This window comes from Gottfriedia solisilvae, from assembly GCF_002128405.1.
GTDB classification, from domain to species: domain Bacteria; phylum Bacillota; class Bacilli; order Bacillales; family Bacillaceae_G; genus Gottfriedia; species Gottfriedia solisilvae.
In genome coordinates, this window is sequence record NZ_NETJ01000002.1 from 219,194 (window position 1) to 245,630 (window position 26,437).

The 26,437-nt window shown below is 32.6% G+C and carries 27 protein-coding genes; 18 read left to right on the top strand and 9 right to left on the bottom strand.

Annotated features, from left to right (window positions below):
• Nucleotides 1-88 precede the first annotated feature (88 nt).
• On the bottom strand, nucleotides 89-850 hold the full coding sequence (locus CAB05_RS05460; RefSeq protein WP_087998824.1) for an MBL fold metallo-hydrolase: 762 nt from the start codon (nucleotides 848-850) through the stop codon (nucleotides 89-91).
• A 131-nt stretch (nucleotides 851-981) separates the two neighbouring features.
• On the opposite strand from CAB05_RS05460, the gene CAB05_RS05465 reads away from it, so the two are divergent.
• Both CAB05_RS05465 and CAB05_RS05470 read left to right on the top strand, forming a co-directional pair.
• Nucleotides 982-1,392, top strand: coding sequence for an Lrp/AsnC family transcriptional regulator (locus CAB05_RS05465; protein WP_087998825.1), 411 nt, complete (start codon nucleotides 982-984; stop codon nucleotides 1,390-1,392).
• A gap of 157 nt (nucleotides 1,393-1,549) precedes the next feature.
• Nucleotides 1,550-2,110 (top strand): GNAT family N-acetyltransferase, encoded by a 561-nt coding sequence (locus tag CAB05_RS05470; protein ID WP_087998826.1) that lies wholly within the window; start codon nucleotides 1,550-1,552, stop codon nucleotides 2,108-2,110.
• A 114-nt stretch (nucleotides 2,111-2,224) separates the two neighbouring features.
• Here CAB05_RS05470 and CAB05_RS05475 read toward each other — a convergent pair whose 3' ends face one another.
• Nucleotides 2,225-2,659 (bottom strand): Ig-like domain-containing protein, encoded by a 435-nt coding sequence (locus tag CAB05_RS05475; protein WP_087998827.1) that lies wholly within the window; start codon nucleotides 2,657-2,659, stop codon nucleotides 2,225-2,227.
• Nucleotides 2,660-3,098: 439 nt separating this feature from the next.
• Between CAB05_RS05475 and CAB05_RS05480 the strand changes: the two genes are divergently transcribed.
• Both CAB05_RS05480 and CAB05_RS22590 read left to right on the top strand, forming a co-directional pair.
• Nucleotides 3,099-3,491, top strand: a complete 393-nt coding sequence (locus tag CAB05_RS05480; RefSeq protein ID WP_087998828.1) for a hypothetical protein — start codon at nucleotides 3,099-3,101, stop codon at nucleotides 3,489-3,491.
• A gap of 100 nt (nucleotides 3,492-3,591) precedes the next feature.
• Nucleotides 3,592-3,723 (top strand): hypothetical protein, encoded by a 132-nt coding sequence (locus tag CAB05_RS22590; RefSeq protein WP_268876381.1) that lies wholly within the window; start codon nucleotides 3,592-3,594, stop codon nucleotides 3,721-3,723.
• Between the two features lie 67 nt (nucleotides 3,724-3,790).
• On the opposite strand, the gene CAB05_RS05485 is transcribed toward CAB05_RS22590, so the two are convergent.
• Complete coding sequence (locus tag CAB05_RS05485; protein ID WP_087998829.1) at nucleotides 3,791-4,579, bottom strand: HAD family hydrolase; 789 nt, start codon at nucleotides 4,577-4,579, stop codon at nucleotides 3,791-3,793.
• A 217-nt stretch (nucleotides 4,580-4,796) separates the two neighbouring features.
• Between CAB05_RS05485 and CAB05_RS05490 the strand changes: the two genes are divergently transcribed.
• Entirely contained in the window at nucleotides 4,797-5,093 is a 297-nt protein-coding gene (locus tag CAB05_RS05490; protein ID WP_087998830.1) for a hypothetical protein, read from the top strand.
• 13 nt (nucleotides 5,094-5,106) lie between these two features.
• Nucleotides 5,107-5,394, top strand: coding sequence for a ribosome rescue factor BrfA (brfA, locus tag CAB05_RS05495; RefSeq protein ID WP_371870367.1), 288 nt, complete (start codon nucleotides 5,107-5,109; stop codon nucleotides 5,392-5,394).
• 22 nt (nucleotides 5,395-5,416) lie between these two features.
• Here the strand turns inward: brfA and CAB05_RS05500 are convergent, their stop codons facing one another.
• Complete coding sequence (locus tag CAB05_RS05500) at nucleotides 5,417-6,391, bottom strand: hypothetical protein (RefSeq protein WP_087998832.1); 975 nt, start codon at nucleotides 6,389-6,391, stop codon at nucleotides 5,417-5,419.
• Nucleotides 6,392-6,865: 474 nt separating this feature from the next.
• Nucleotides 6,866-7,774: an alpha/beta hydrolase gene (locus tag CAB05_RS05510; RefSeq protein ID WP_235821377.1), complete on the bottom strand. Its 909-nt coding sequence runs from the start codon at nucleotides 7,772-7,774 to the stop codon at nucleotides 6,866-6,868.
• A 205-nt stretch (nucleotides 7,775-7,979) separates the two neighbouring features.
• On the opposite strand from CAB05_RS05510, the gene nagZ reads away from it, so the two are divergent.
• The 3 genes from nagZ (at nucleotide 7,980) to cdaS (ending at nucleotide 10,806) form a co-directional block, all read left to right on the top strand.
• Nucleotides 7,980-9,656, top strand: coding sequence for a beta-N-acetylhexosaminidase (nagZ, locus tag CAB05_RS05515; protein WP_158093186.1), 1,677 nt, complete (start codon nucleotides 7,980-7,982; stop codon nucleotides 9,654-9,656).
• Nucleotides 9,657-9,727: 71 nt separating this feature from the next.
• Complete coding sequence (locus tag CAB05_RS05520; RefSeq protein ID WP_087998835.1) at nucleotides 9,728-10,000, top strand: hypothetical protein; 273 nt, start codon at nucleotides 9,728-9,730, stop codon at nucleotides 9,998-10,000.
• A gap of 176 nt (nucleotides 10,001-10,176) precedes the next feature.
• Nucleotides 10,177-10,806, top strand: a complete 630-nt coding sequence (gene cdaS, locus CAB05_RS05525; RefSeq protein WP_087998836.1) for a sporulation-specific diadenylate cyclase CdaS — start codon at nucleotides 10,177-10,179, stop codon at nucleotides 10,804-10,806.
• 46 nt (nucleotides 10,807-10,852) lie between these two features.
• Here the strand turns inward: cdaS and CAB05_RS05530 are convergent, their stop codons facing one another.
• Nucleotides 10,853-13,240, bottom strand: coding sequence for an Ig-like domain-containing protein (locus CAB05_RS05530; RefSeq protein WP_087998837.1), 2,388 nt, complete (start codon nucleotides 13,238-13,240; stop codon nucleotides 10,853-10,855).
• 204 nt (nucleotides 13,241-13,444) lie between these two features.
• Here CAB05_RS05530 and CAB05_RS05535 point away from each other — a divergent pair, with 204 nt between their 5' ends.
• The 3 genes from CAB05_RS05535 (at nucleotide 13,445) to CAB05_RS05545 (ending at nucleotide 14,844) form a co-directional block, all read left to right on the top strand.
• Nucleotides 13,445-13,873, top strand: coding sequence for a DUF4395 domain-containing protein (locus CAB05_RS05535; protein ID WP_087998838.1), 429 nt, complete (start codon nucleotides 13,445-13,447; stop codon nucleotides 13,871-13,873).
• Between the two features lie 177 nt (nucleotides 13,874-14,050).
• Nucleotides 14,051-14,395, top strand: a complete 345-nt coding sequence (locus CAB05_RS05540) for a MerR family transcriptional regulator (protein WP_087998839.1) — start codon at nucleotides 14,051-14,053, stop codon at nucleotides 14,393-14,395.
• On the top strand, nucleotides 14,392-14,844 hold the full coding sequence (locus tag CAB05_RS05545; protein ID WP_087998840.1) for a hypothetical protein: 453 nt from the start codon (nucleotides 14,392-14,394) through the stop codon (nucleotides 14,842-14,844). The genes CAB05_RS05540 and CAB05_RS05545 overlap by 4 nt, the downstream gene beginning before the upstream one ends.
• Before the next feature lie 395 nt (nucleotides 14,845-15,239).
• On the opposite strand, the gene CAB05_RS05550 is transcribed toward CAB05_RS05545, so the two are convergent.
• Nucleotides 15,240-17,615, bottom strand: a complete 2,376-nt coding sequence (locus CAB05_RS05550; protein WP_087998841.1) for an immune inhibitor A domain-containing protein — start codon at nucleotides 17,613-17,615, stop codon at nucleotides 15,240-15,242.
• A gap of 477 nt (nucleotides 17,616-18,092) precedes the next feature.
• Between CAB05_RS05550 and CAB05_RS05555 the strand changes: the two genes are divergently transcribed.
• Nucleotides 18,093-18,347 carry a SemiSWEET transporter gene (locus CAB05_RS05555; protein ID WP_174567273.1) on the top strand — a complete coding sequence of 85 codons (255 nt, stop codon included), beginning with the start codon at nucleotides 18,093-18,095 and terminating at the stop codon, nucleotides 18,345-18,347.
• A 115-nt stretch (nucleotides 18,348-18,462) separates the two neighbouring features.
• On the top strand, nucleotides 18,463-18,912 hold the full coding sequence (locus CAB05_RS05560) for a GNAT family N-acetyltransferase (protein ID WP_087998842.1): 450 nt from the start codon (nucleotides 18,463-18,465) through the stop codon (nucleotides 18,910-18,912).
• 166 nt (nucleotides 18,913-19,078) lie between these two features.
• Here CAB05_RS05560 and CAB05_RS05565 read toward each other — a convergent pair whose 3' ends face one another.
• Nucleotides 19,079-19,780, bottom strand: a complete 702-nt coding sequence (locus tag CAB05_RS05565) for an N-acetylmuramoyl-L-alanine amidase (RefSeq protein WP_235821378.1) — start codon at nucleotides 19,778-19,780, stop codon at nucleotides 19,079-19,081.
• A 431-nt stretch (nucleotides 19,781-20,211) separates the two neighbouring features.
• Between CAB05_RS05565 and CAB05_RS05570 the strand changes: the two genes are divergently transcribed.
• Together CAB05_RS05570 and CAB05_RS05575 are read left to right on the top strand one after the other, a co-directional pair.
• Complete coding sequence (locus tag CAB05_RS05570; RefSeq protein ID WP_087998843.1) at nucleotides 20,212-23,379, top strand: ATP-binding cassette domain-containing protein; 3,168 nt, start codon at nucleotides 20,212-20,214, stop codon at nucleotides 23,377-23,379.
• A 261-nt stretch (nucleotides 23,380-23,640) separates the two neighbouring features.
• The gene (locus tag CAB05_RS05575; protein ID WP_087998844.1) at nucleotides 23,641-23,832 is read left to right on the top strand and encodes a hypothetical protein; all 192 of its coding nucleotides are present in this window, start codon (nucleotides 23,641-23,643) and stop codon (nucleotides 23,830-23,832) included.
• A gap of 64 nt (nucleotides 23,833-23,896) precedes the next feature.
• Here CAB05_RS05575 and CAB05_RS05580 read toward each other — a convergent pair whose 3' ends face one another.
• Nucleotides 23,897-24,937: an LLM class flavin-dependent oxidoreductase gene (locus CAB05_RS05580; protein WP_087998845.1), complete on the bottom strand. Its 1,041-nt coding sequence runs from the start codon at nucleotides 24,935-24,937 to the stop codon at nucleotides 23,897-23,899.
• A 319-nt stretch (nucleotides 24,938-25,256) separates the two neighbouring features.
• Here CAB05_RS05580 and CAB05_RS05585 point away from each other — a divergent pair, with 319 nt between their 5' ends.
• Both CAB05_RS05585 and CAB05_RS05590 read left to right on the top strand, forming a co-directional pair.
• Entirely contained in the window at nucleotides 25,257-25,460 is a 204-nt protein-coding gene (locus tag CAB05_RS05585; RefSeq protein ID WP_087998846.1) for an alpha/beta-type small acid-soluble spore protein, read from the top strand.
• A 381-nt stretch (nucleotides 25,461-25,841) separates the two neighbouring features.
• Nucleotides 25,842-26,291, top strand: a complete 450-nt coding sequence (locus CAB05_RS05590) for an RrF2 family transcriptional regulator (RefSeq protein ID WP_158093187.1) — start codon at nucleotides 25,842-25,844, stop codon at nucleotides 26,289-26,291.
• The last annotated feature ends 146 nt before the right edge of the window (nucleotides 26,292-26,437 follow it).

Below are 26,437 nucleotides of genomic sequence, written 5' to 3' on the forward strand. Positions count from 1 at the left end.
TTAAGAAAGTTGGATTAAAAAAAGACCCTTAGAGGGTCTCGTGATTCACTTTAATTAACATTAGAAAACTTTCGTGTTGGTGCTTCACTTAAAATGTGTATAATTCTCCATCATCTGGAACTAAAACTTTAGATGAAATTCCTTTTTCATCAATAAAGCTTTTTAATTCTTTTCTTGATAATGTCCAATGATTTACAGCTTCCATGTGACTAACAATGATTTGTGCATCTGGTGCAGCTTGGGACAATTCATAGATATCATCTTTCCCCATGACAAGAGAACCACCTTCAAAAAATTGATTATCTCCACCATTTACAGCAATAATTTCTGGTTTCTTTGTATTAATCACTTCTTGAATTTCTTCATACCAAACTGTATCTCCAGCAACATATAAAGTTTTTTCAGATTGGTGTTTGAAAATAACGCCACAGACTAAACCTGTGCGCTTTAATATTGCCCCTCTACCATGCTCACCTTTCGTTTTGATTAATTGGATTCCCTCAAAGACCGTATCCTCTTGCAAAACCACTACATTTTGGAAACCAACCTTTTTAACTTCTATAGCATCTTCTTCATTTTGAACAAACATTTTTATATTTTTTGGTAAGACTTCCTTGGCAACATCGTCAAAATGGTCTAAATGTAAGTGAGTTACAATCACAGCATCTATTTCATACATAATATCTTCAATTGACATCGGTAAATTAACTAAAGGATTATATTGATCTTGCCTTATTGAATTTTGGAAAGGTGGATAAGTACCTTTATCAGCTAACATTGGATCAATTAGAAATTTTTTACCTGCATATTGAACAATTAGTGTTGCATTTCGAATTTGTCTAATATTCATTTCTTATATCCTCTTTTCTTTTGTTAGAGTTTATTGCATATGATAAGTTTAATCTATAAGCAGATACCTTTTACATAGATAAAATCAAGTGTTTTTAACCTTTTACTTTAATTTTGAAAGGAGTTGATTTCATGTTAGATCAAACAGACCTGCGAATAGTGGAGGAGTTATCTAAAAATAGTCGTATCACTATGAAAGAATTAGGAGAGAGAGTACATTTAACAGGGCAAGCAGCTGCATCTAGAGTAGCAAAATTAGAGGAAAATGGAGTCATCGAAGGTTATACAATTAAAATTAATCAAGTTAAATTAGGGTGTTTTATACATGCTTTGATTAATATCTATACTAAAAATATATCCCATCAACCGTATCTATCATTTATAAAAACACAAGAGAAATATATAATAAAAAACTATAAAATTAGTGGTGATAGTTGTTATCTTCTTGAATGTAAGTTTCCATCTAATGAAATATTAGATCAATTTTTGAACGACTTAAACAAACATGCAAACTATAAATTATCAATTATTATTAATAAATAATGCATAGATTACCAGTTTGTAAACACAGGAGTACTATTAATAGCTCCTTTTTTATGAGATAAAAGGGATTAAAGAAAAGGATAATCAACAAATAAAAAAGAACTTGTATATAGAACAAAAAAGAACAAGTATATAATGCAACAATGGAGGAGTTAAAATGGCACAACTAATTGTTCGTCCCTATACGTATGAAGATGCAGAAGAAAAACTACAATTACACCAAGAAAATAGAGAACATTTCCAAAAATGGTCTCCGGTTAAAAGAAAAGAAGAGTTTTTCACACTGCAAGGACAAATAGATAGCATAAAAGAGTACTTAAAAAATAGTTCAGAGGATAAAAGGTACGATTTCGCTATTTTTCTAAAAGATGATTCCTCACATAAATTGATTGGAGAAGTTCAGTTCGTCTTTGTAGAACGAGGTCCTAAACAAAGCTGCATGGTAGGATATCAAATTGGAGAAAAATTTAACGGTCATGGATATATGACAAAAGCCTTGGAAATTGCATTAAAAATTGCATTCCAAGAATTGAAATTTCACCGAGTAACCTCAGAAGTAAATCCAGAAAACAAAGCATCCTTACGAGTACTCGAAAAACTAGGCTTTGTAAAAGAAGGATACCTCAGAAAAAACTTAAAAGTTGGAGACGAATGGTGTGACCATGTTTGTGTGGCATTGTTAGAGGAAGAATTTATTGCATTGAATCATAGTAAATAAGTTCAACATATTTTTGCTGAAAAAACAATTGGCATAAAAAAATGGGAGAAGGGGGTATTAAATTAAAGCCCCTTCTCTTAACATTAATTATAGATCGTTTGAATTCTTTACATTCTAAAGACTTTCAGATGTAGAGAATTTTATTTTATAAGTTTTAGGTAGATTTAGATTATCGACATTTTCAAGATCTAAGTCTCTTTCAACATATAGAACATAAGTCGAATTTTTTGAGTATCCACCACTAGGCGGTAAAATTGCAAGTTTGTTATGATCTTTAAATTCTAAGCTTACATGAACTTTATTTTTTTCTTTATCTAAAATATAGACAGAGTTGTTATTTAACATTTTTTTATTCAAGCCTGCATCAAACGAAATAGTCCATTTGTGTTGTAAAGAAATATTTGAAAGATTAGAATCAAATAAATTAATTTGTTTTGCTTCTTTTGTAATAGTAGAAACATTTTTATCAATCGTATGTTGAGAAGAGTATGCGTATCCAACTAAAATTAAGACTATGAATGCAGTTAAAATATAGTAATGCTTTTTCAAAAGAATAAACCTCCAATCGATTATAATGTTCTTGAATATATTCTAGAACAATAAAAACAATCAATTAAAAATTACGGTATCATTTAACGAAGGATAAGATGCGAGAAATTATTTCCCAGGCACTAATTTTTTCTTAAAGATTAAGTTTTTTTACAGATAAATTATGAAGTTGAATGGAACGGAAGGATGCTCGACTCCTATGGGAAATGCTGGACAGCTGAGACCCCACAGGCGCGAATGCGCCGAGGAGGCTCAGCGCCAGCCCCATGGAAAGCGAGCATCCTGGAGTGGAATTCAACATACTTCTTTTCACAGATCAAAGTGAGACTAATAGTTTATGTAAGTATAATTATCTAAAAATTAAAAAAATGATTGCATTAAATACTTCAACCGTGTCAAAATATGATTACATCGAAAGAACAAGCACGGAGGAGATATCTTGAAAAAAGTATTATTTATATTTTTGGCATTATGCATTTTTAGTACAGGCTGTGTAACAGAAAATAAAGCCGAAAAACTGACAAATCGCATCATGAAAAACACTGAAGTTCTTGAAAACCTGTATCAGAAACATCGTAGAGACAAAACACTTGATGCAGAAACTGAAATGAAAAAAGTTCATCTTGCTAAAGTACTTAAAACATTAAATGAAGATTTAAGTGATTTAGAAAAGTTGTATAAAGAAGAACCAGCCTATCATATAAACACGATGCTAATGAGTATTCCTTATATGGAGCAATCTGTAGATGACAGAGATCTATTATTATTTGAACAAGGCTATTCAACTTACATGAATGGATATTTAAATTTTATTGATATTGTTAACGAGTAGATGTTTTGAAAAACTATTTAAAGTAAAATGTATCATTCTTTCCAACCTTGTTAATAATACAAAAATTACAATAAATAATCATTTAAAAGAGGTGTAATCAATGCACGTTAATGACCCAAACGAGTTTGATGAAGTGAACAAAAACGATGTTGATTTACATTTTAAAAATGAATTACCAGTAATTGAAGATGCAATAGGAATTGATGAAATACTTAAATGGTTAGAGGAATAATGTTCAATTTTTTACACAAAAAAAGTACTTTCTACTAAGAAAGTACTTTTTATTTTGAATTCTATTTTTATAAGTTTAAAGAATCAATGATGCCAAATAACTCTTCTAAATGAGTAATTTCATATGTAGGTATAACTTCATTTCTCTCTTTATGATGACGATTAATCCAAACATTTTTCATTCCGATTCGATTAGATCCAAGTATGTCTGTCATTAAATTATCACCAACCATCAATGCTTCATCTTTTGATAAGTTCATCAATGATAAGGCATGTTCAAAAATAGTTGGGTCCGGCTTACCCTTGCCAAAATCACCTGAGATTAGAATTTGATCAAAGTATTCTTTTATTTCTGGTGTAATGGACAGCTTTGTATGTTGTAAATCAGGGGAGCCATTTGTCAAAAGTAATAATTGATATTTACCTTTTAACGCATCTAATACTTGGAAAGTCTCTTCATAAACATAAGGATTTCCTTTTCGTTCTTCCGGGAATGTTTCAGCTAAAACATGACCAAACTCAGGGTCATCAATGCCAAATGCTTTTAATCCTAATGTCCATGCATTTTTGCGATAGGATGATGAGTTTGCACGCATTTTAGGAAAATCAGCGTGTTCCTCCAAAAAATTACCCCAAAGTCCTTCAAAAGGATTAATTCCAATTAACTGAGTAAACTCATACGTATCATAGGATGCATATAGTTCTCTAGCAGCATTTCTGACTGCTTCTTCAAACGCTTCAGGTTGAATCCCATATTTCTTTTCAACTAGTTTACAAGTATTTTCAAAAGCAACCTTCACACTTTTCTGATCCCAAAGCAATGTATCATCCAAATCAAAAATAATCCCTTTAATCATCGGAAATCTCCTTTTATGTTTGAATATTTTAAATTATTCATAATGGTACAAGGAAAAAGGAGTTTAGTAAATAGGGAAAGTGAAACTATAGAATATGTGAGTGGTTTATAAATAACATTCGTTGTTTTTATGTTTGAAAAACCCAAAAAAATTTGGACTAATGAGCCAAATACTTTAATATATGAAGAATAGAAATAAAATAATAGGATGGTTCAAAATGAAAAAATATATATTCATCATCATTTTAGCAATCGTTTTAATTGTCTCAGCAAAAACGAACCCATCGAAACATCAATTTGTTGTATGGGCAAAAGATAAACTAGTGGAGGAATCAAATAATAAATATCTTAAATTTGGGATTGAACTTGTAGGTGATCGATTAATTAGTTCAGTTACGACAAAGCATGACTATGTCTTTTTTTCACTTTATGAGGTAAAAGTATTGGATAAAGAGATTAAGGTTATTGGTGTATTTGATCGATTTATTCCGATTTCGAAAAAAGATGTGAAATAGTTACTTTTAGAGAGTGGAAAATTTCAAAGGTAAGTATATAATAGAAGGAGAAAATGACAAAAGAGGTGCTGAAATGAGTAAATCAAAAGCTAGGAAGTTTAGAGAAAAAATAGCTAGAGAAGGAAACAGAAACCCAGAATTAAGTAGAAGTCCATTTGCAATGTTAGATTTAAATACTCGTAAGACGAAAACCAAAAAAGATAAATTACAGCAGGTGAAGCATAAAAAACAGTCCTTTGGAAGAGATGACTTTCAAACAAAGGACTGTTTTTATTTTATATTCACAAAAAAAGAAGAGTAATAAATTACTCCTCTTATCTTAATTAGTTAGCAGGTGTTTCAGTAGTTTCTGCAGGTTGTTCTTTCGCTTTATCTGCAAACTTTACAGGTAAATTCGTTTTGTAAGCTTCAATATCTGCTTTTATTTTTTCAATTAATTCATTATATAATTTAGCATCATTTGTCGTTTTAATAATTGCGATTTTAACTTTTAATACATCTCTTTTTTGGATTGCTGAATATAAGTCGTCACTGCCCATAAAATCCATTATATCTTCAAGAGAATCTTCGTTAATGTATTTTTCAATAATTCCCTCTAAGTCAGTTTGAATTTGTTTGTATAAAGGATAATCCATATTAAGGACTTTATATGCATGAGATTGAACTTCTTGTTCAACTGTAAAAAATTCAAGTGAACCTTTCATTATCTTTGCCATTTCAGCATCATAGTTTTCATATTCAGTTGGTAACTGATTATGAATGTAAATTTCGTTTTCTGTAAAGATTTGTTCTTCAATTTCATAAGCATAATCTTCAATGTCATACATTAAATCATCTTGGTAAATAAGAATAGCAAGTAATTTTGCCTTTTGTTTTACGTAATATGCTTTTGCATTTTTCGTATCACCTTTTTTAAGGTAAGCATTAAATGTAGCAGAAACTTTCTTCATGTCTACAGCTGAGTTATCTTTACGAGTTTTATCAAGTTTTGCTCTGAAACTTGTAATCTTTTTCGTTAGTTCATCTTTACCTGTATATCCATACTTTGTAAACTCTTTACTGTATCTTTGTAGATCCATGTAAAGTTCATAAATGTACTCATCATTATCTTTAATATCTCTTTTATAGTTGTTTAAAGTTTTGTTGTATGCACTAATCTGATTTTTAAATGCTGTTTGCGCTTGAGTAGTTTTTGATGTAGTTTTTGCAGATGCTGCTGTTGGGACTGAACCTAAAAGAATTCCTGCTGTTATTGTCGTTGCAGTAACGAATGATGTGATTTTCTTAAAGTTTTTCATTATGGTCTCCTCTATATGTAATGTGTTTTTCCCTATATTAGTATATTATAAGTTTTAAAAATATTAAATATAAATTAGTAAAATTAAATAATAGTTAAAATTGTTTTACAAAAATGATTCAAAAGTTGCAGGAATAAATGTATCGAAGGGTAATAAGTATAGAGCAGGGGATTGAGCAAAAGGAGGTATGAAAATGGGAGATTACCATTTTACAATAAATCTGATTAGAAATATAATCATGACATTTTTTCAAAGTGGTATTTGGGTAGTAGGATTTTTTTACTTACTTAATAAAACGCATTCAAGTAAATCCTTATTAAAAGCTTCAAAAATAATCATGATTATAGTTTTCGCATGCTTATTGCTTTATTCAATAGATATCAATCGGTAATTTACAGATGTAATATATGTTAAAAAACGCTCAGAAATTATTTTCTGGGCGTTTTTTTAGAAAGATTAAAAGGTTACTGTTCATTAATCCCTTCCTGCATTAACGATTAAATGAGCGACTTTTCTCGGTTGTAATTTTGCAGTAGTCATATGATCTCCATGTCCTTGAATGAAACGGAAAATACCTAATCTACTAGCCATATGTGGGTACCATCCATAAGTTTCTCCAGCTGGTATAGCTGTATCTTCAAGTAAGTTGATAAAGCTTCTAGGAATAGTTAACTGATAAAATGCTTTTAAATCTAGTTTTTCAGTCAGTGGTGCTGATGGTTCTGGGGTAGTAGTGTTATATATTTGCTGTGCTGTTTGCAGGTCTGCTAAGTTAACGAAAACTTCCCTAAAATAAGAAAAAGGTAGTTTAATTGAATGGTCAGGAGACTGTTGCGCAAGTCCTAATATGAACTGCTGTCCTTGTGGTGGAAATTGATCTGCCATGCTTTCGCCATCTTTTAAAATAAAAGCGTTCCAAAAGACTAAGCGCTTAATTCGATCTGGAACCTGTTCAGCTACTTTTTGGATAACGCTACCACCAAAACTGTGGCCAACTAAAATAATGTTTTTTAGATTTTGTGTTGTAATATATTCAACAACAGACTGAGTAATCATTGCGTGGGTTACATTTTTGTTTTTATCTGTACCATGACCTGGTAACTGAGGTGTATGGACGATATGCCCCATTTTACGTAATTCTCCAGCTATTCCATTCCAAAAAGTAGGGTCAGCCCAAGAGCCATGAATTAATACAAATGTTAGGATATGTTGACGAAAATATAAGTCATTGTGATCTATTAATCCATTTTGAGTTGTATTTGTGTAATATTCGTTATTGAAATGATAAGGTTGATAAGAATATGGAGTTGATTGATTAGGATTCATATGTCTAAAATAATAGTTATATTGATACATTACATCATTATGTTCTTTCGTAGTCATTAAAAAGGGTCCCTCCTTGTTAATCTTTCTCATGTTATGCATAATTAGATTGAAAGGTGCCCAATACATTATTAAAAATGATTAACAAAAATCAATTTCTAAAGAGTTATACATAGATTGTCATATAAGAATATTTTAGGAGGAGTTAGCAATTAAAAGAGCACTCTGGATGATGATTGGCATTATCCTAATATGTGGGATTAGCGTGTTTTATGTGAAGGGTGATGCAAAAGAAGAACATCCTTTAAAACAAAGTCAGCCTTCATTTCAAACTGAACAAGAAGTTGAAGATGAAAGCGAATCGTTAGATGAACAAGAATTATTAGCATTAATTGTTTCAAATGCTCAACAAGGTAAGATATCCGAAGCAAGTATTTTTGTAGGTAAAACGGATATAAACGAGGTAATTGGAAGATTTGGAACGATCAGTGAAAAAGATGAGGTTGAAAAAGGAACTTATTTAACTTTTAAAGATCGAGCAATCGCTGTAGGCTATGATCAAGATGGATTTGTCTTTGAGGCGAGATCCTATAAACCAAATCTACACGAAATTCACTATGATTCGATTATTGAGTTATTACAGAATCCGACTACAATTAAATATTATAAAGATCAAGAAGTTGATCAAATTATTCTTGGTTATAAATTAGCTCATAATTATGAATTAAAGTTTATTTTACCACGACCAACCGATGAGTTACCAAATCCGTCAGTACATCATATATCTGTATCAATTATGAACAATACGAACGAAGTCATACCATCAGATTTTTTATCTATTAATATTGAAGAGCAGATTAAAAACATGAGCTTAAATGAAAAAATTGGACAAATGATTTTTTCTGGAATTTATGGAACTAAGTATACAGTAGAACTGAAAAACTTAGTGCAGCAAAATAAAATTGGTGGATTTATTTTTTATAGCGACAACATAAAAAGTAAACAACAATCTGTAAAATTAATAAACTCTTTAAAGAAGGCCAACGAATCGAATCCACTGCCGATTTTATTTGGAGTAGATCAAGAGGGTGGAAGGATTTCACGATTGCCAGTTAATATTGGAAAGATTCCTTCTAGTGCAGAAATTGGGAAGCGAAACAATCCTGAATTGTCATTTGCAATTGGTCAAATCTTAGGGAAACAAGTGAAAACGTTTGGTTTTAACCTTGATTTTGCACCAGTACTTGATATTAATAGTAATCCGCATAACCCAGTCATTGGTGATCGATCATTTGGCAATAGTGCTTCAATTGTGAGTGAACTTGGAATTCAAACAATGAAAGGGATTCAATCAGATAATATCATACCTGTTATCAAACATTTTCCAGGTCATGGTGATACAGGTGTTGATTCACATTTAACATTACCGATCGTTTATAAATCATATGATGATTTAAAAGACTTTGAATTGGTTCCTTTTAAAAACGCGATAAAGCAAAATGCCGATGTTGTGATGATTGCCCATATTTTATTGCCAAAAATTGATTCGAGCAATCCTTCTTCAATGTCTAAAAAAGTGGTCACCAATATTTTAAGAAATGATATGCAATTTAATGGGGTCGTCATGACGGATGATATGACGATGGATGCGATTGGGAAACATTTCAACTTAGCTAATGCATCTGTAAAATCTATTCAAGCTGGAAGCGACATCATTATGGTTGCTCATGATACGAATAAAGTAAAAGCAGTATTTAAAGCAATACAAACAGCTGTAAATAATGGCTCGATTTCAGAGGAACGTATAAACCAAAGTGTTAAGCGGATCATTTTATTAAAACAAAAGTACAAAATTGACAATAAAACAGTACCTAACTATAGTACGGATGAGTTGATTGATAAAACAAATAGAGTATTAAAAAAATATCATCTTGAACCTTGAGGAAAAAAAAGGAAAATACCATCTTTTTGTCGAATAAATGATTAATGATAATGGAGAAAGGTGGTGTTTTTATGACTACGATGATTTCTGATGCAGAGATGATGTTACTTGCAATCTTCAAAGAACTTCAAGAAAAAGAGCCGAATTTTGAAAAAGGGATTCACAATGAAGTTGGAGTTGCAATTGAATACGTTACACCTGCGATAATCGATCTAGAACAAGAAGGTTATATCAACGGTATTATTTGGGTAAAAAGTGATGTAGATCAAAATGAAATACCTTCTTTTAATAATGTTGCTATAACACCGTCTGGGATGATTAAAGTAATAGAATTACTAAAATAAAAAGATAATAGATAAAAATATATATTGTTATTAAATGGGAAAAAACCTCAGAAGGCATGCGTCTTCTGAGGTTTTTTTGAATGATTTTGAAATGGTAAAGAATGGTATATGTTCATGTGATGGTGGGTAAAGTAAAATAAGCTAACTAGGTTTGAAAGAGAGTTGATGATTTTAAAATGGAAGAAATTGAATCTCTATTAACACCATCAGTACAGAAAAACTTAAAGAGTACACTTACACAAATCAATACGAAAATCGAAGGTATGATCGGAAAAATAGAAAATAAAGGTTGCGGTATTTTAACAGACTTTGAAAATATCCATCGTGTATTTAATAAATTACAATTAGAAGCCTCTTCCTTCTATTTAAATTCATATCTTTCACCTTATACAGATATTTTTGAAGAACTAACGATTGCAGTTCAGCATCTATCAGAGCGAAAGCATGGTGGATTAATTGTAGTAAAGCGAGATGATACACTCGAACATCTAATGAGTTCGGGGATACCAGTAGGTGCAACATTATCATCTGCACTATTAGAATCCATTTTTTATCCTGGTAGCCCATTACATGATGGAGCGGTATTGGTTGAACAAAATACAATTATCTCCGCTGGGAATGTTCTTCCATTATCAAAAATAACATATGAAAATAAAAAACTAGGGACGAGACATCGTGCAGCAATTGGGATATCAGAGGAAAGTGATGCGCTTGTATTGGTAGTATCTGAAGAGACTGGAAAGATTTCTTTTGCGTTTAATGGGAGTTTATATCCTGTTCAGTCTGGTTCACCGAATGTAAATTAGCAAAAAAAATCTACCTAATCAGGTAGATTTTTTTTGAGTTTATTAATTATTTTACTGTCGTTATGCCAGGTAAACTTGTGGCTCCTAAACCATTTTTACAGTATACAGATAGTTTGCTCCCTTTTTTCTGAGGAGTAATTTTTACTGTATATAATCCTTTACTATTCACTTTACTTGTACCAAGTACTTTTGAGCCGTATTTAACTGTAATCGTTGTATATGGCTGAGCTTTACCTGTTACGGTCTTACTTTTATATGACACTTTATTAACAGTAGGTGATTTCGGTGCTTTTAATGTTTTAACTGTCGTCGCTTTACTAATATTGTTTGAAGCATCGGTTGCAGTAACCGATAAAAGTGTACCAGCTACTTGTTTTGGAACTTTAACTGAATAACCACCATTCTTTGATGCTGTAGAATTACTAATTAATTTTCCGTTTTTTCTTACAAGAATTTTTGCATTTGGTTCAGCTACACCATTAACTGATGTAGAAGTATCACAAAATGTAAATACGCGTGGAGCAGTTGGTGCTTTTGTATCTAACAATTTTGAACGAGTGGGTTTACTTTTATTTCCAACTAAATCAGTTGAAGTAGCTTTAAAGAATCCTAATCCACTCATTCCTTTGAGAGACAATTTGAATTTTCCATCTTTTCCGGCCTTAGTCGTAAAAGTTGTTTTACCTGAAGTACTATTACTACTTCTTGGTAGGATTGATAAAGTAGATTTAACAGATAAATTCGAACTTGAAACATTATTTTGATCTGCAATGATTGTTATTAATGCATTCGATTCTGTAATTCCTTCAACTTCTGAAGTTGTTTCATCTATCTCAGTTATAGTTGGTGGCTTCGGCGCAACAGTATCTCGTATGACTGATTCGTATAAATAATCTGCTCCATCTTTTAGCATAAAGTGAATGAATGTGTTTGCTTTTAAAGGATCGTCTATCTCAAAAGAGAAGGTTCCATCATCTTTTACAACTGTTTGATATTCTTTATCAACAAAACCGAATACCGTTGCTCCAGCTGGAGCAGTTCCTTTAATTGTTCTTGAAGAATCATATAAAGTTTCAACGCTTATTAAAGACGTTGACTTTTCTTGTACTTCGACTGATAAGTAATCCGTTTGACCATAATAAGTAGCTTTTACAAGGGTATTTCCAGCTTTATTTGCGATAATTTTATTAGTTGAATCGATTGTTAATACATTTTCATCTAATGATTCTAACTGAAATTCTTCAGGGTCAAGAAGTGATCTTTCACCAAAATCATTTATATATTCAAGACTATAATAAGTAGAAGTTCCTTCTCGTAAGTAAATAGCTGGGTCTTTAAATTCTATAGTATTAACTGTTTTTGATTGAATTGGATAATCTTGAACCTCAACATATTCTGGCATATGTCCAGAATTATATCCAACATTTTTAGTATAAGCAATTTTACTCATGTCTTTAGAAAATACTACATCATTATAATCACCCGATAGAGTACGGAGGTATGAACCAGTATAAGAATTAAAGAATTTAATTTTATCTGAGTAATGTAATATGATTTCATTATTTTTCCCATATGAGATTTTATATGGGTTTTTCTCGGGTTCGTTAGTATAAGCATTGATTGATAAAGTTGATAAAGTATAGTTTTGTGACTTATCACTAATATATTGTAAAAATGGTTTTTCAGCTCCATAAGCATTAACCATATTTAATTTTCCATCGTTGCTATATGATAACTGGTAAATTGCCCAATATTGTCTAGATTCTGGGTAATTAAATGGATTTTCTATTTTACTAATTAATTCTTTTGTCTCATAATTTATGATTTCGACATCCAAACCATATGATACTGCAACTATAGGAAGAGTCGGATGCATTGCAACCTTCATTGTATTGTCAGTTGGATAGTCTTTTTCGTAAATGACAGATTTTGATTTAGTATCAAAAATACTTAATCTATTACCTCTAAGTAGTTCATCGTTTGTTGAATAAGCAAATGCAATAAGGGTATCATCCGTTTCTTTAAATGAGAATTCAGTGTAATAATAAGGAAGACTTTTTATTTTTTCACCAGTTTTACCATCTAGTAATAAAAAATAATCTCCATTTAAAGCGATATACGATCCTAACGGACTATAGTTAGGATAATCAGTACTATTATCAACGGTAATCGTTTTCAAGAGCGAACCGGTTTGAGTATCATACAAACCTATATCGTATACATTCTCAATTTTATTATCCGGTCTGCCTTTTCCGACAAATACAGTTTTACCATCGGGAGATAATGCTGGCCAATTTCCATATGTTGCAAATACAACTTGGTCATTCTCTTGATTTGTTTCCGCATGTATTCGAATATGATCGAATTGAACGGGTATTGTTCCCAGTACTAATAAAAAACTTAATAAGCAGGTGAAAAATCTCTTGTTGTTCATCTTAATCTCCTAAATTAATATTTTTTTACTCTACTCAGTATAATGAATTAACATGATAAATTATATAAAAAATTAGAAATTAACAAAAAATATTAACGAAATTTTAGTAATTTTTTAATTAAATTTCAAGACGTATATATTGTAAAAGAATTCATCATACAATATCATTAAATATAATTATTCCGATATGAAAGGTTGGGTATAATGACGAAACCAAAAAGTGGTTCGATTCCATTACCATTAGTACGGACAAATCAGTGGACGATAGTATTATCTGTTTTACTAACCTTATTTACTGGTGTTTATTGGTTTTTGTTAATCCCATTAATAAGTGGCTTAGGTGGACTGTTCTTTCAATTTAATCCAGTCATGAGAATTGCGAAAACCTTCTTGAAAAAAAATCCTTCTGAATATATCCAAGAAGATCAGCAACAGCAAAATTTCAACCAAGTTATTTCAGTAGTCTGTTTAGCAATTGCATTTATAAGTGCATTATTAGAATTTAAGATTTTATTTTATGTATTTACGATTATGGTTGGCTTAGCTGCATTCATTGCTATACTTGGGTTTTGTGTAGGTTGCTTTATTCATTTTCAATATAATCAATACAAATATAGAAGAAGTTTAAAATAATTATTAAAAGAGGAATCATTTATGGTTTCTCTTTTTTTTTGTATTGCGTTTTTTTTAACACCAATCTGTTACATTAACTTTTTTATATCAATCTAACTTAGGTATATACTAAAAAAGAGAAATATATATTGACCGTGTGGTGTACCCCACAGTTTATGATGTAGTGGGAGGATAAATATGTATAAAATAAGTGATTTCGCAGAGATAACAGGACTAAGTAAAGAAACTTTGCGATACTATGCTGAAGTGAAGTTGCTTGAACCAGCTTATATTGATCCTAAAAATAATTATCGCTATTACGATGATGGAAGTTATTTTCTCGCCATACTTTTAGGCAAATTACGTAGATTTGGGTTTACGATTCAAGAAATGGTTACTGTTATGGAAGATGAATCGTTTACAAATTTAGAAGAGTTGTTAAATAATAAAAGAAAAAATATCCAGCTGCAAATAGAAGATTTAACATTACAATTAGAGGAAATTGATGACTTTATTGCATCTGGTAAGGAGGAGCCAAAGTGATTCAGTGGAAAGAAGATATTATGATAGAAACAAATATTGAAAAGGTATGGAGCTTATTTTTGGATAAAAACATTCAAAAAATCATGCCTAAAGTCGAAGAACATATATTAATTGAAAAGAATGAAAACGAAATTGGTGCAAAACACCAACAAAGCTACCGAGAAGGAAAGCGTGTAGAAACCTATATTGTGAATACATTAGACTATGAAGATACGGAAAATTGTAAGAAAAAGCAAATAAGCTTTGTTTTAGCAAATGCTTTTGAAACGAATCTACTATTTAAACTTGAAAAAATAGATGAGAATCATACAAAATTTATTTATGAAGGTTCAAATAAAGGCGTTAATTTCGTTGGACGTGCAATGCTAAAACTAGGGAATAAAAAAGGTGCTATGAAAGTAGTAGAAGATTTTTTACAAAGAGTTAAACAAGAAGCATTAAATATGTAGTTTATGAGATGTGATTTTTCATAAACTCTCGAAATTTTTTCTAAAACCTACGAGAAATTTTTTATAATCTTCCGGAATGGATTTAAAAACAAAAAGGAACGTATTTCTTAATCGAAATATGTTCCTTTTTTATTTTTTCTTATACAACATAATGGAAACTAATGTCTTATGCTGGATTAGGACATAAGAGTGATAATACGCATGAAATAGTTTTTGCGGTTAACACTTTTACGTAGCTCACTATGAGTAGGTTTGAGGTTTTGGTAAACAAAAACAAAATCCTCCAATCAAGTCCATTACAAGTGGATTTGGAATAGAAAAAAAGAAAAGCAATTGCACTAAATGGCAATTGCTTATAACTTCACCTGTTTCTAAAGGAAGCTTTAATTTTTAAATTATTTAAATATCAGGACTTTACCAACTGTGCCATCCGCACTTTCGTTTACCACACGGAATTTTAATCCGTATGTTGGAATGTTTCGTCCCGCATCGATTAGACCAGGGTTTGAGAAGTCTGCTTTATCATCAAACAATGGGTTGCGAGCAGTAAAATTGTCTTTCATTGTAATGCCTAAAAGGTTTTTGTAATCTAAGAACATGGCATTTGTTTTATTCAATCCAAATGCAGCGTCATGGACTTGGTAACGAGAAGAGGCAACCGCTTTATCACTCCAGCTCATTGCATGCTGATCCGCATCAACAACTCCTAGGAATCCATCACCTGGGTGAACACCTGTCCAGTTGTTGTCAAAGCTTTCATCCACATACCAAACCACTAGACCTGGGTCATAGCTCATAAGACTTGCACCACGACGGATGTGTCCTAAGGCCGCATCCACCCCGTTATGAGATCTCCATTCTAATAGGTAGTAATGTGTAGAGAGGTAAGTTCCTTTGTCTTTTGCGAATCCTTGGAACGTAAACGCTGAATTTCCTTCTGCATTATCCGATAAAATCGTTTGACCATCAGATATGATTTGAATATCGTCCACGTAAAAACCACGTTGAGCAACGTAAGGGTCTGTCCAGTAGTTAAACTTAATGCTCACTTGTTTTCCTGCATAAGCACTTAAATCGAATGTAGCCGGTAACCATCCGTTTGATGTACCTGTAATCCCGTGACCAGGATTTTGGTTGTTCGGATTGCTGTCTTTTGTAATGTTTCCTGAAAGGGAAGTCCAAACGTTGGACCCTTCTTCTTTCACTTGAATAGACGCATAATCCCAATCTTCTTCAATGTCGTACCAAGCTTGGAATGTTAACTTCGGTTGAGTAGCATTTGTCAGGTTAACATTCGCTGTCATTGAATGTTCCATATCATTTCCTGAACCACTATAATATTCGTATGTTCCGCTTGTTGGAATGTTCACGTGATTTTCTTTTTCTGGTAAATTCACGCGTACCGCGTCATTGTTAGTTCCTTTCGTGGAACCTTCATCTAGTAGAATCGTTGTGCCCGCTTTTGTCACATCATTTGCGTGAATCGTGGTTCCGCTGAGCCAGTTTCCACCATGTAAATTCTGTAGCATTTCTTTATCATACGGACTAAATCCAGTTGGTTCTGTACCTGGAATGGCTCCTGCCCAGCTTCCTGCTGACATGATAGACCAATACGCGACTGGTTCTCCAGCACCTGTGTATTGTGTGTCATATTCATCTGGAAGGCCTAAATCGTGACCAAATTCATGAGAGAAAACACCTGCAGCACCGTCTTCGGGTTCAATTGTATAATCCCAAGCCCCTAATAATCCACCAAAGCGGTTGCTATTGGATTTTCCGCCTGGAACCGCAATTGGACCTGTAGCAAGTTTCGAGCGGTGAGACCAAATTGCATCGAATCCTAAGCTTCCGCCACCCGCTTCTTCTCCTGCTCCTGAGTGAATGACCATTAAGTGGTCAATGATGCCGTCAGGCTCATTGTAAACGCCGTTTCCGTTGTAATCGTCACGATCCCATGCATCGTAATCGGCTAAGTTGAGGGAAGGATCTTTAGCGGCTTTTTTCAACGCTTCTACCACCAAACCTCTAGCGTTTCTGTCAGCCCCATCTGGTGCTGGATAGTTTCCTCCGTAGTAAGCAGCTGGGTGATCGGCTGTATACCAGCCTGCTACCGTTCCATCGACGGTATAGCTTCCGCCCGATTGCGCTTCATAATATTGTTTCATTGAAATCATATTTTTGCCATTTGGTCCTGTGTAGCCATTTGGCCCGAAAATCATATTTTGGAAATGTTCATGCGTGTAATCTTCATAAAACATATCCGTTTCTTCTTTGGTAATAGAGCTTTTCGCGTAATCTGGGAAATCAATCGCTAAAACGAGTACTTTATCTTTACGGACACTACCGTTATAGTTTTCTTTTTCAACAGAATCAACCGTTGATTTGTTTGCTTGTCCCAATTTATTACCCTTGCCGTTCGTCAATCCATTAGCGTTTGTATTCGATTTACCTTTTGGCACTTCTAGAACATCGGATTCGAACCCTTTTGTTTTAGGTGCTTGATTTTTCGCTTTCAAAAAAGTTTTCAACGCTTTTTCAGCTTCCGCAGGACTTGCATCTTTTGCGATTTTCCCTTGCTTTTTTAACAGCTCAATAAGTCTTTCGTCATTGGCAACCCCTAAATCAGTCGTTGACCATTCTTTAGTGGCTGCTTTTGCTACCTGTTTTTCCGTATGGGACCCAACGAACGTCCCGCTAAATAAGGCGCTCACCACAATGGCACTGACGGACATGCTGGAAAGAACTTTCCATCCTGTTTTGTTTTTCGGCATTTCTTTTACCCCCTTGTTATATGTAGTGTATTACAAGACTAATCATATGTTTTTGTGTGAAAATTGTAAATATTCTAAATGTTAATAAATAACAACAAATTACGACTTTCCTACTGGAAGAAAAAACAGTCTGTTACCAATGTAATACTTAATGTTAAAACAAACGCCTACTAAATAATTGCAAGGTAGAAAGAACCTTAGCATTATTGACCTTTTTAGATATATAAGCAAAATAAAAATTTAGTTTTTCTTATTCAACTAACGCATGCAATAGTTGAAGTCAAAGGGTTGTTTCAACAACCTTTTATATTTGTGATTAAGAGAAGGATAGATGAACTAGAGCATATAATATATAGATAAATAGTTTTATACAAAGGGAATGAACAATGGAACTAGCACACCTTTATTGTGTAGGTCTCATTTTTTTGCGGGTTAATTGGAGGACACAAAAATATTTTATAAGGAGTGAAATAGTAAATGATTACAATCATCGGTTTCATTGCTGCGATATTAACAACCGCTTCCTTTTTACCACAAGCAATCAAAACGATAAAAACAAAAGACACATCAGGCATTTCATTAATGATGTACATTTTATTTAGTGCAGGAATTTTACTTTGGTTAGTTTACGGAATATTTATTAATGATCTTGCAGTAATTTCGGCTAATGCAGTAACATTTGTGTTTGCATTAATTATTTTATTTTATAAGCTAAAAAGTCCACGCTCTTAAATATGCTTACATAGCTATTAATGTGTGCAAGTTCAAAACTTAGAAAACGGTAATAGTAGAACGGTAATAGTAGTTATAGTCTTTAGTTAAATACAAACATGAGGGAGTATGTATAGTGACTCAACAAAATATTATCGTTAAAAAGTATAATCACAATTACGCTGTACATATAGTGAAAATGTGGAGAGATAGTAAGGAACATGCTATTGGTCAAAAAGAAACTCATAGCTTTGAAAACCACGTTTATTTTCTAAATCATATATTACTCGAAAGCTTTGAAGTAGATATAGCGTTAATTGATGAAAAAGTGGTAGGGATGATTGCCTATAATGAGAGAGAAGTAAGCCAATTATATATTCATAGAGATTACCAAGGAATAGGTATTGGTCAATTATTACTAGATATAGTAAAAGTGCATTCAAGTGGGAGATTAAGACTAAAAACATTTGAAGTAAATGAAAAGGCTCAACGCTTTTATGAAAAGAATGGCTTTAAAGTAATTGGTAGAGGGAACGAAAATGAAGAAAATTTACCCGATATTCAATATGAATGGGTATCTGAATAAATTTATATTGAATAATAATGAAACAGTTTAAAATACAAATCTACTAATATCTAAAATTTGCTTGTACAACAAAAAGAGGATTTTCATAAATCGATCGTCCTCTTTTTTACTAAATGAAGTTTAAATAAAGCCATTCAGCTAAATAACCAGTGATGAAAAATTCTACTTACTGAACAGATTTCACGATCCCGTTGACCAGTCCGTTTACAATACTTTGCTGGTAGCTTTTGGTGGATAGTCGTTTGTCTTCTGTTGAATTAGACATAAAGCCCATTTCAATCAGTACAACTGGAGTTTTGGACCAATTAAAACCCGTTAAATCACTTCGAGGGAGAAGTCCGTCTCCATAGCCTTTTTTCGCTTTTGTTGTTAGGATACTTTCCGTTAATAGAGTTTTCGCAATGGATTCGCTCACTTTATTAATGCTTTTCGTTGAAGTACCAGATGGGTACAAGAGAGAAAGACCTTGTGTATTTTTGTTCGTACTTCCATCCGCATGAATGCGAATCGACAAAGCAGATTTTGCATTGTTACAAATTGTCGCACGGTCGATATTGCTTAGGTTCACATCATGCTTCATTCGCGTCATTATCACCTTGTAATTCTTTTTTTCGAGTGCTTTTTGTAACTGAAGTGCCACTTCTAAATTCAACTCATATTCATATTTTTTGGTAGCAACACCGCGCGTACCAGCTGACACTTTTGCTTTTTTTACTTTTGATCCAGGTGCAACTGGTTCAGTCTGAAGATTTTGCTTTTTTTGATGTCCTGCATCAATACAAATCGTTTTTTGTGGTTCCGGTTTTGTTATTGCTTCGGTCGATTGAAGAAAAATTGTCCCAACCATTCCAATAACGGAAGCAAACAAGATAATTTTTTTCAAAACTGTTCTCCTCCAAAGATTCCATTTTTTTATGTATAAGACACATCCTTAAGTGTAACAGAATCCAACAAACAAGGGAGATTGATTTGCTTATTGCGCTCGAAATCGCATTCCGGAAGTTAATGAAAAATCTCAATTAGAAACGGAGAGATCTCTTGTAAAAAGGTGGCTCTTTTTTTATTATCCCGGTTAGTGTTTTTCTGAAATTATAATTACCAATTTATTTAGAAATAGAACTTTACTATGATATACGTTTGCATACTCGTCATTGTATAATAATCTATGAATCGACAAAATTCGTATTAACTTGGAATGAATAGTAACCAATAAAGGAAGGAGGATTTGTAAGTAAGTCTAAAAAGTAACACAGTTTGGAAAGAATAAGTATAGAGAACTAGAACTGAGAGGATGAAACTATGAAAATAAATCAATTAATTGCGAACAATATACATAAGTTAGATGCAGTACTTCCAGTCGATCAATCATTAGGTGTAGCTGGATTATCTGGATCTGGAAAAACAACTTTCTGTCAATCTATTGGGGAAGAATCAAAGAAACGTCTTGTATCTTTATTACCTAAGGCGGAATATCAATATCTATTTTCAAATATTATGGAAACCAACTTCAGTGCCATCAAAATGGAAGAAATGCCGCTAGTCCTTTTTCTAGGAAAATCATCTATTTCATCAAATCCTCGTTCAACAATTGGTACACACACTGGTGTATTTAAAGAAATCCGTGATTGCCTTGCTGAGAAGTTTCATCTTTCTCCGGAGGTTTTTTCATTCAATAATGAATTAGGTTGGTGTCCAGCTTGTAAGGGCCGCGGTACGACTAAAAATGTTGAATGTACAAAATGTCATGGGAAGCGCTATAGCCAAGAAGTTGAACAATATACAATTGAACTGTTTGATAAACTACATACTATTTCCGACATTAATAACTTAAGCATTGAATCTATTCTTTCTTTATCAGAAGAATTAAATATTAGTGAAGCCAAACAACATATTCTTAAAAACATTATTAATATGAATATTGGTTATTTAACACTTAATCGCATAATGGGTACTTTATCAGGTGGAGAATTAACAAGACTATATTTAGCTGAATTCATGGCTACTAGTGAAGACACTGTCATTATAATTGATGAAATCTCTGTTGGTCTTGATCACCAAACACTTTTAAAGATACTTGAACAAATTAAACAATTAGGTTATAAAAATCAAATTTGGCTGATTGATCATTCAGATACAGTCCTAGATGCTTCGGATGAACAATTATTCTTTGGTCCAGGTAGCGGTAAATATGGTGGGAAAATTGTTGAAGAATCACCACGTCCAAAACCGATTATTTGGGAACGTAATGAAGCAAAGCCAAGTGATTATTATCAATTTCATGATCTTTACTGTCGAAATATTCAAATTGATGAAATTCAAATTCCAAAAAATAGATTAGTAACCTTTACGGGTGAATCTGGGTGTGGAAAATCTACACTTGTTAACGACTGTATGGCGAAGGATTTTCTGAATAGACATCCAAAGGATAAGCTAGTGATTGTAGGACAAGATCGTAATCAATCAATTACAAGTCGATCTACAGTTGCGACTTTCCTAGATATTAAAAAGAAACTGACAAAATATAGTGATGACATTGATGATATTTTTGAGCGTTCGATTGAAGATATTATTGATGAATTGCCAAATGAAGACATCGCGCACAAACGCTTAAGCTTATTAATTAAGCTTGGACTTGGCTATTTAACATTAGAAAGAAAAACTCAAACATTATCAACTGGTGAGTTTCAATGTGTTCATTTAGTTTCTGAACTATTTGGTAATACAAGAAATCCACATACTTTGTTTATTTTTGATGAGCCTTCTAAAGGATTGTCTCAAAATATTTTAAACCAATTCATTGATAGTGTTAGGGTGATTCTTGAGGATGAGTCTGTTTCAATTCTGATGATTGAACATAATGCTTATATGTTAGAAAGCTCTGATTACATCGTAGATTTTGGTAAAAGGCAGATCGAACCAGTAAAGCATCTTGATGTGCTTAGTCATGAGGAGTATTATCGTAACTTTGAAACTGTACATAATGATGCACCTTTGGAAATCACTTCAACCATTCATCAAAAAAATGGGATATATTACATCAAAGAAAACCATATAGATTATTTTAAAAATGCGGAAAATATCTATAAAGGTGGTATCTTAAAAAGTTTATCGTCAATGGCTAGATTGATTTATGGTGAATATGAATCAGAAAAGATCGCACCAGTAATCGCGATTGATCTTGAGAGACACTTATATAGTCAATTTAGTTTTCTTTATGAAATTGGCGGGCTAATCAACCATATTGTAAGTGCTCATCCAAAGAATAAAGATACGAAAAGCTTTGATTTCTATAACCAAGAAAACCATTGTCCAAGTTGTTCTGGTCGTCGTGTTATCGAAAAATTTGATATTGATGTTGTGATTCAAGACAAAAAAGTGCCATTTTGGGATGGTTTATTACATCCAGACGTAATGGAAGTATTAAAATATTATCAATATCCTAAATTACAATTCCTATTTGATGAAATAAAGAATGAACTTGGTCATGATATTAGTAAAAGTTACAATGAGATGACTGAGGCTGAAAAACATACGTTTTTATATGGTTATTGGGAAAAGTCTTTTTATGATAAAGCAGGTAAGGCTTCTAGAACTTGGGAAGGTTTCAATTTAATCATTGGACGTTATATGTTTATTTCTAAATCAATGATTAAAGAGCAAATGAAAGAATCAAAAGAGATGATTACTTGTCCAGTTTGTGAAGGAACAGTTTTAAAACATCATAAAAAATTAATGTTTGGGAACAGTGACATCCGTGAAATCATTAATCAACCAATTGATCAAGTGATGAAAACAGTAGGGAATTTACCTGTTCTTGAAAAATTGAAATCAATTGTTGGTGGCGATATCGTACTAACAGAGGATGTTTCTTTACTGCCTAGAGAAAAACAAGTAGCGCTTAAAATGTTTGAAATTGAGCAAGCAAGTTTTGTACATTATGAAGTAGTTTTACAAAATGCTTTACCTTTCTGGGATCAAATTAAAGGTAATATTGAAGCAATTAGTAGTAAAAACCAAATTACAATCTGTGATTTTGAGGGTATTTACGAAACGAGAGAAAACATCATCGATCAATATTTTACAAATGGAAAATACAAAAAATTAACTTATGTATATGAGGCATTTGGTTATAAAAAAATTGTGACATTGATTAATAAAGTTAAATCAAGTAACCCTTGTCCATTCTGTAAAGGGAAAAAGGTTATTTCAGAAGATGGTCTTCATGATGGTGTCCATAAATTATCAGTACCTTGTGTAAGTTGTTATGCAAGTGGTATTAATGATGAAGGACGAAAACAGATTGTCGAGGGTATTGAAGTTCAAACGTGGCTAACTGGAAAAGTTAGTGATGTAGTTGAAGAGAGCCAAATTACAGAGCAAGTTGCAGATATTCCAATTTTCAATCGAATTCGTGAGTTGAATAAGCGGGATATGATGGCAGTGTATCAAATCCTTTTAGCAAAATAGAATGTATTATAAAGATAAAACTCATTTGTCTTCAAGTTACAAATGAGTTTTTTCATCTTTTGATAATGAAAAAAACTGTGTTGAAATAAATTGATGTTTTGACATGCATTTTTGTATGTTTTACCTAGCAGATTTTGAGTTTAGTAAGAAGGAAGTTATCCATTTTTATTGAAATAAGTTAAGTATGACGTAGTTTCATTTACTCAATTTTATTAGAGGTGAATCAAAATCAATACATTTTTAAGAGTTTTAGGAATTGTTTTGTTCGTAGTAGGTGCACAAGGGATTATTCGCGGGATTATTCTTGGTGTTATTGATCGTAAATTTGAATACCAATTTATATTGCCATTTATTCCAAATCAATATGCATTGATTGCAAATATCGTATTACTGCTGATTAGTTTTGTAATTTTCGCTAAAACGAAGCCATTCGAGAATGAAAAGAATAATTAGTACGTACTTACACTTTATAGAGTAAATAAAAAACTCATCTTTATTAGAAGATGAGTTTTCTTTATTACTTCATTTCAGCAGCTTTTTTCAATAATTCATATGAATATAGTCGAGCAGAGTGGTCGAATACGGAACCGTTGACCATTATTTCGTCGGCTTTCGTCATATTTAAAACTGCTTGTAGCTTATCTTTTACTGTGTCAATACTTCCAATAGCTGACAGTCTCATTTGATTTTCTAATGTTTGTTTTTCGAATGGACTCCAAATATCATCCATATTATCAACTGGTGGTTTCAGTAAAGAAGGTTTACCACCACGAACTAAGTTCAAGAAGGATTGCTGTTGCGTTGTAAATAGTCTATTTGCTTCTTCGTCTGTATCTGCAACAACCACGTTTAGGCCAATCATTGCATATGGTTCATCTAATACATTCGAAGGTTTGAAATAGTTATGATAGATTTGCATTGCTTGAACTGTATAGTCAGGCGCAAAATGAGCTGCAAATGCAAATGGTAGACCCAGTTCAGCGGCTAATTGTGCGCTAAAACCACTTGATCCTAATAACCAAATTGGCACATTCAAGCCCTCGCCTGGAATTGCTTGAACATGTGCACTGCCATTTCCAAGTGACGGATCAAAATAAGTTCTTAACTCATCAAGTTGTGCAGGGAAATCTTCGCCGCTACGCAAGTCACGTCTTAAAGCTCTTGTTGTTAACATATCACTTCCTGGTGCACGACCAAGTCCAAGGTCTATTCGACCAGGGTGAAGTGATTCAAGTGTACCAAATTGTTCTGCAATTACTAATGGTGGATGATTTGGTAACATGATCCCACCTGAGCCAACACGAATAGTGGATGTCCCACTTGCAATATGACCGATTACAACAGAAGTAGCAGAGCTTGCGACTGCAGGCATGTTATGGTGCTCTGCAAACCAATAACGAAGATATCCTAATTTTTCGGCATGTCTTGCTAAATCAAGACTATTTTTAAATGCATCAGCTGGGGTGCTGCCCTCCACAACTGGTGCTAAATCTAACACTGATAAAGGGATTTCGTGTAATTGTTTTGCTAATTTATCTTGAAATCTATTTGTTGCCATTCTATTCTCCTCCTTCGTACAAACTTATCGTGTACATTGGTATTTATTTACATGGATATATGTTTTATTTTGTTTAAACTGTGCTATTATTTTATACAGTATACAGGAATTATAGTGAATAATCTTAGAATGTACAAGTTTTTGAACCTACATAAATTTTTATGTAATCATGTTTTCCTAATTTATGATTGGCAACAAAAAGTAAAATTGGAAAAAGAAAAAAAATTTGTAAATATATGTATAGAATAATTTAACTGAATCATACTATCTTTAATCTGATGAAACATCAGAGCATCCAAAAAACAAAGGAGTCGACAACATGGCAAACAGAAGATCATCAAATCAATATGTTTCACCAAACGCTTCATCAGCAATTGATCAAATGAAGTACGAAATAGCTTCTGAATTTGGAGTGCAATTAGGTCCGGATACAACATCTCGTGCTAATGGATCAGTTGGTGGAGAGATTACAAAGCGTTTAGTTCAAATGGCTGAGCAAAGCTTAGGCGGATATGCTCGATAAATAGAAAAAGATGGAGAAAATTCTCCATCTTTTTTATTTTTGGCTCTGTTAATATTAATTGTTGATTTTAGCTAAATACATTAAGAGTATGAAAAGAGAAAAGCCGGTTCGAGATTAATTGGAATGGAAGGTGCGAAGACTCCTATGGGAGATGCGGGAAACTTGAGACCCCGGAGGCTTGCCGAGGAGGCTCAAGTCACGCCCCATGGAAAGCGAAGTACCTGGAATGGAAATCAACATTCTTTTTTAACAGAGCTTTATTTTTTAAGCCCTTTTAAACAGTAACAAAGTTATTTTTAATATAAAATTTACCGAAATCGACTATTTACTTGCAAGGCATTATGAAACAAGAGATAATAATGTCACTGGTAGGTGATTAAATTGTCAAATTGTAAAAATTCAGTTACTCCGAAATGGTTCGGATTTGCGATACAAGCATTGGTATTACTAGCTACAACTGATGGTGTCACTCCAAGTAAAGCAATTGCTAAACATATTCGTTCTGGTGTTTCATTTATGAGAAGAATTATGGCACCTTTAGTAAAAGATAAAATAGTAGAAGCTAGAGAAGGTAGAGATGGTGGATATCTCCTTGCGAGAGCACCGGAGGATATCACTCTTAAAGAAGTGTATCTCGCATTGCAAATGACTGAACCATTATCGACAGCGTTAATCGAATCAACTTCAGATTGTTCAAGTGGACGAGTAATGAATAATGTTTTTTCTGATTTTGCTATTGAGGCAGAGGATCATATGCTTAGTTTCTTATGTAATTACACTTTAGCAGACTTTGTAAAACGAGCTAATCATAAAAGTTTAGAATCAATATAAAAATATCGTACAAATATATGTGCGGTATTTTTTTATTTAGGAACTTGAAGTGGATGAACATCAACAATATAAAAGAGGTTATACAGTTATCGAAGAATAAATATTAAACTAAATGTAAAATTGTACTTGTAACGAGAACAGTTATC

Bases quoted from the DNA above. Each gene is read 5' to 3' on its own strand.
- CAB05_RS05460 (WP_087998824.1), bottom strand. From the start codon at position 850: ATGAATATTAGACAAATTCGAAATGCAACACTAATTGTTCAATATGCA.
- CAB05_RS05465 (WP_087998825.1), top strand. From the start codon at position 982: ATGTTAGATCAAACAGACCTGCGAATAGTGGAGGAGTTATCTAAAAAT.
- CAB05_RS05470 (WP_087998826.1), top strand. From the start codon at position 1,550: ATGGCACAACTAATTGTTCGTCCCTATACGTATGAAGATGCAGAAGAA.
- CAB05_RS22590 (WP_268876381.1), top strand. From the start codon at position 3,592: ATGCACGTTAATGACCCAAACGAGTTTGATGAAGTGAACAAAAACGAT.
- CAB05_RS05485 (WP_087998829.1), bottom strand. From the start codon at position 4,579: ATGATTAAAGGGATTATTTTTGATTTGGATGATACATTGCTTTGGGAT.
- CAB05_RS05490 (WP_087998830.1), top strand. From the start codon at position 4,797: ATGAAAAAATATATATTCATCATCATTTTAGCAATCGTTTTAATTGTC.
- CAB05_RS05500 (WP_087998832.1), bottom strand. From the start codon at position 6,391: ATGAAAAACTTTAAGAAAATCACATCATTCGTTACTGCAACGACAATA.
- CAB05_RS05510 (WP_235821377.1), bottom strand. From the start codon at position 7,774: ATGACTACGAAAGAACATAATGATGTAATGTATCAATATAACTATTAT.
- CAB05_RS05520 (WP_087998835.1), top strand. From the start codon at position 9,728: ATGACTACGATGATTTCTGATGCAGAGATGATGTTACTTGCAATCTTC.
- cdaS (WP_087998836.1), top strand. From the start codon at position 10,177: ATGGAAGAAATTGAATCTCTATTAACACCATCAGTACAGAAAAACTTA.
- CAB05_RS05530 (WP_087998837.1), bottom strand. From the start codon at position 13,240: ATGAACAACAAGAGATTTTTCACCTGCTTATTAAGTTTTTTATTAGTA.
- CAB05_RS05535 (WP_087998838.1), top strand. From the start codon at position 13,445: ATGACGAAACCAAAAAGTGGTTCGATTCCATTACCATTAGTACGGACA.
- CAB05_RS05540 (WP_087998839.1), top strand. From the start codon at position 14,051: ATGTATAAAATAAGTGATTTCGCAGAGATAACAGGACTAAGTAAAGAA.
- CAB05_RS05550 (WP_087998841.1), bottom strand. From the start codon at position 17,615: ATGCCGAAAAACAAAACAGGATGGAAAGTTCTTTCCAGCATGTCCGTC.
- CAB05_RS05555 (WP_174567273.1), top strand. From the start codon at position 18,093: ATGATTACAATCATCGGTTTCATTGCTGCGATATTAACAACCGCTTCC.
- CAB05_RS05570 (WP_087998843.1), top strand. From the start codon at position 20,212: ATGAAAATAAATCAATTAATTGCGAACAATATACATAAGTTAGATGCA.
- CAB05_RS05580 (WP_087998845.1), bottom strand. From the start codon at position 24,937: ATGGCAACAAATAGATTTCAAGATAAATTAGCAAAACAATTACACGAA.
- CAB05_RS05585 (WP_087998846.1), top strand. From the start codon at position 25,257: ATGGCAAACAGAAGATCATCAAATCAATATGTTTCACCAAACGCTTCA.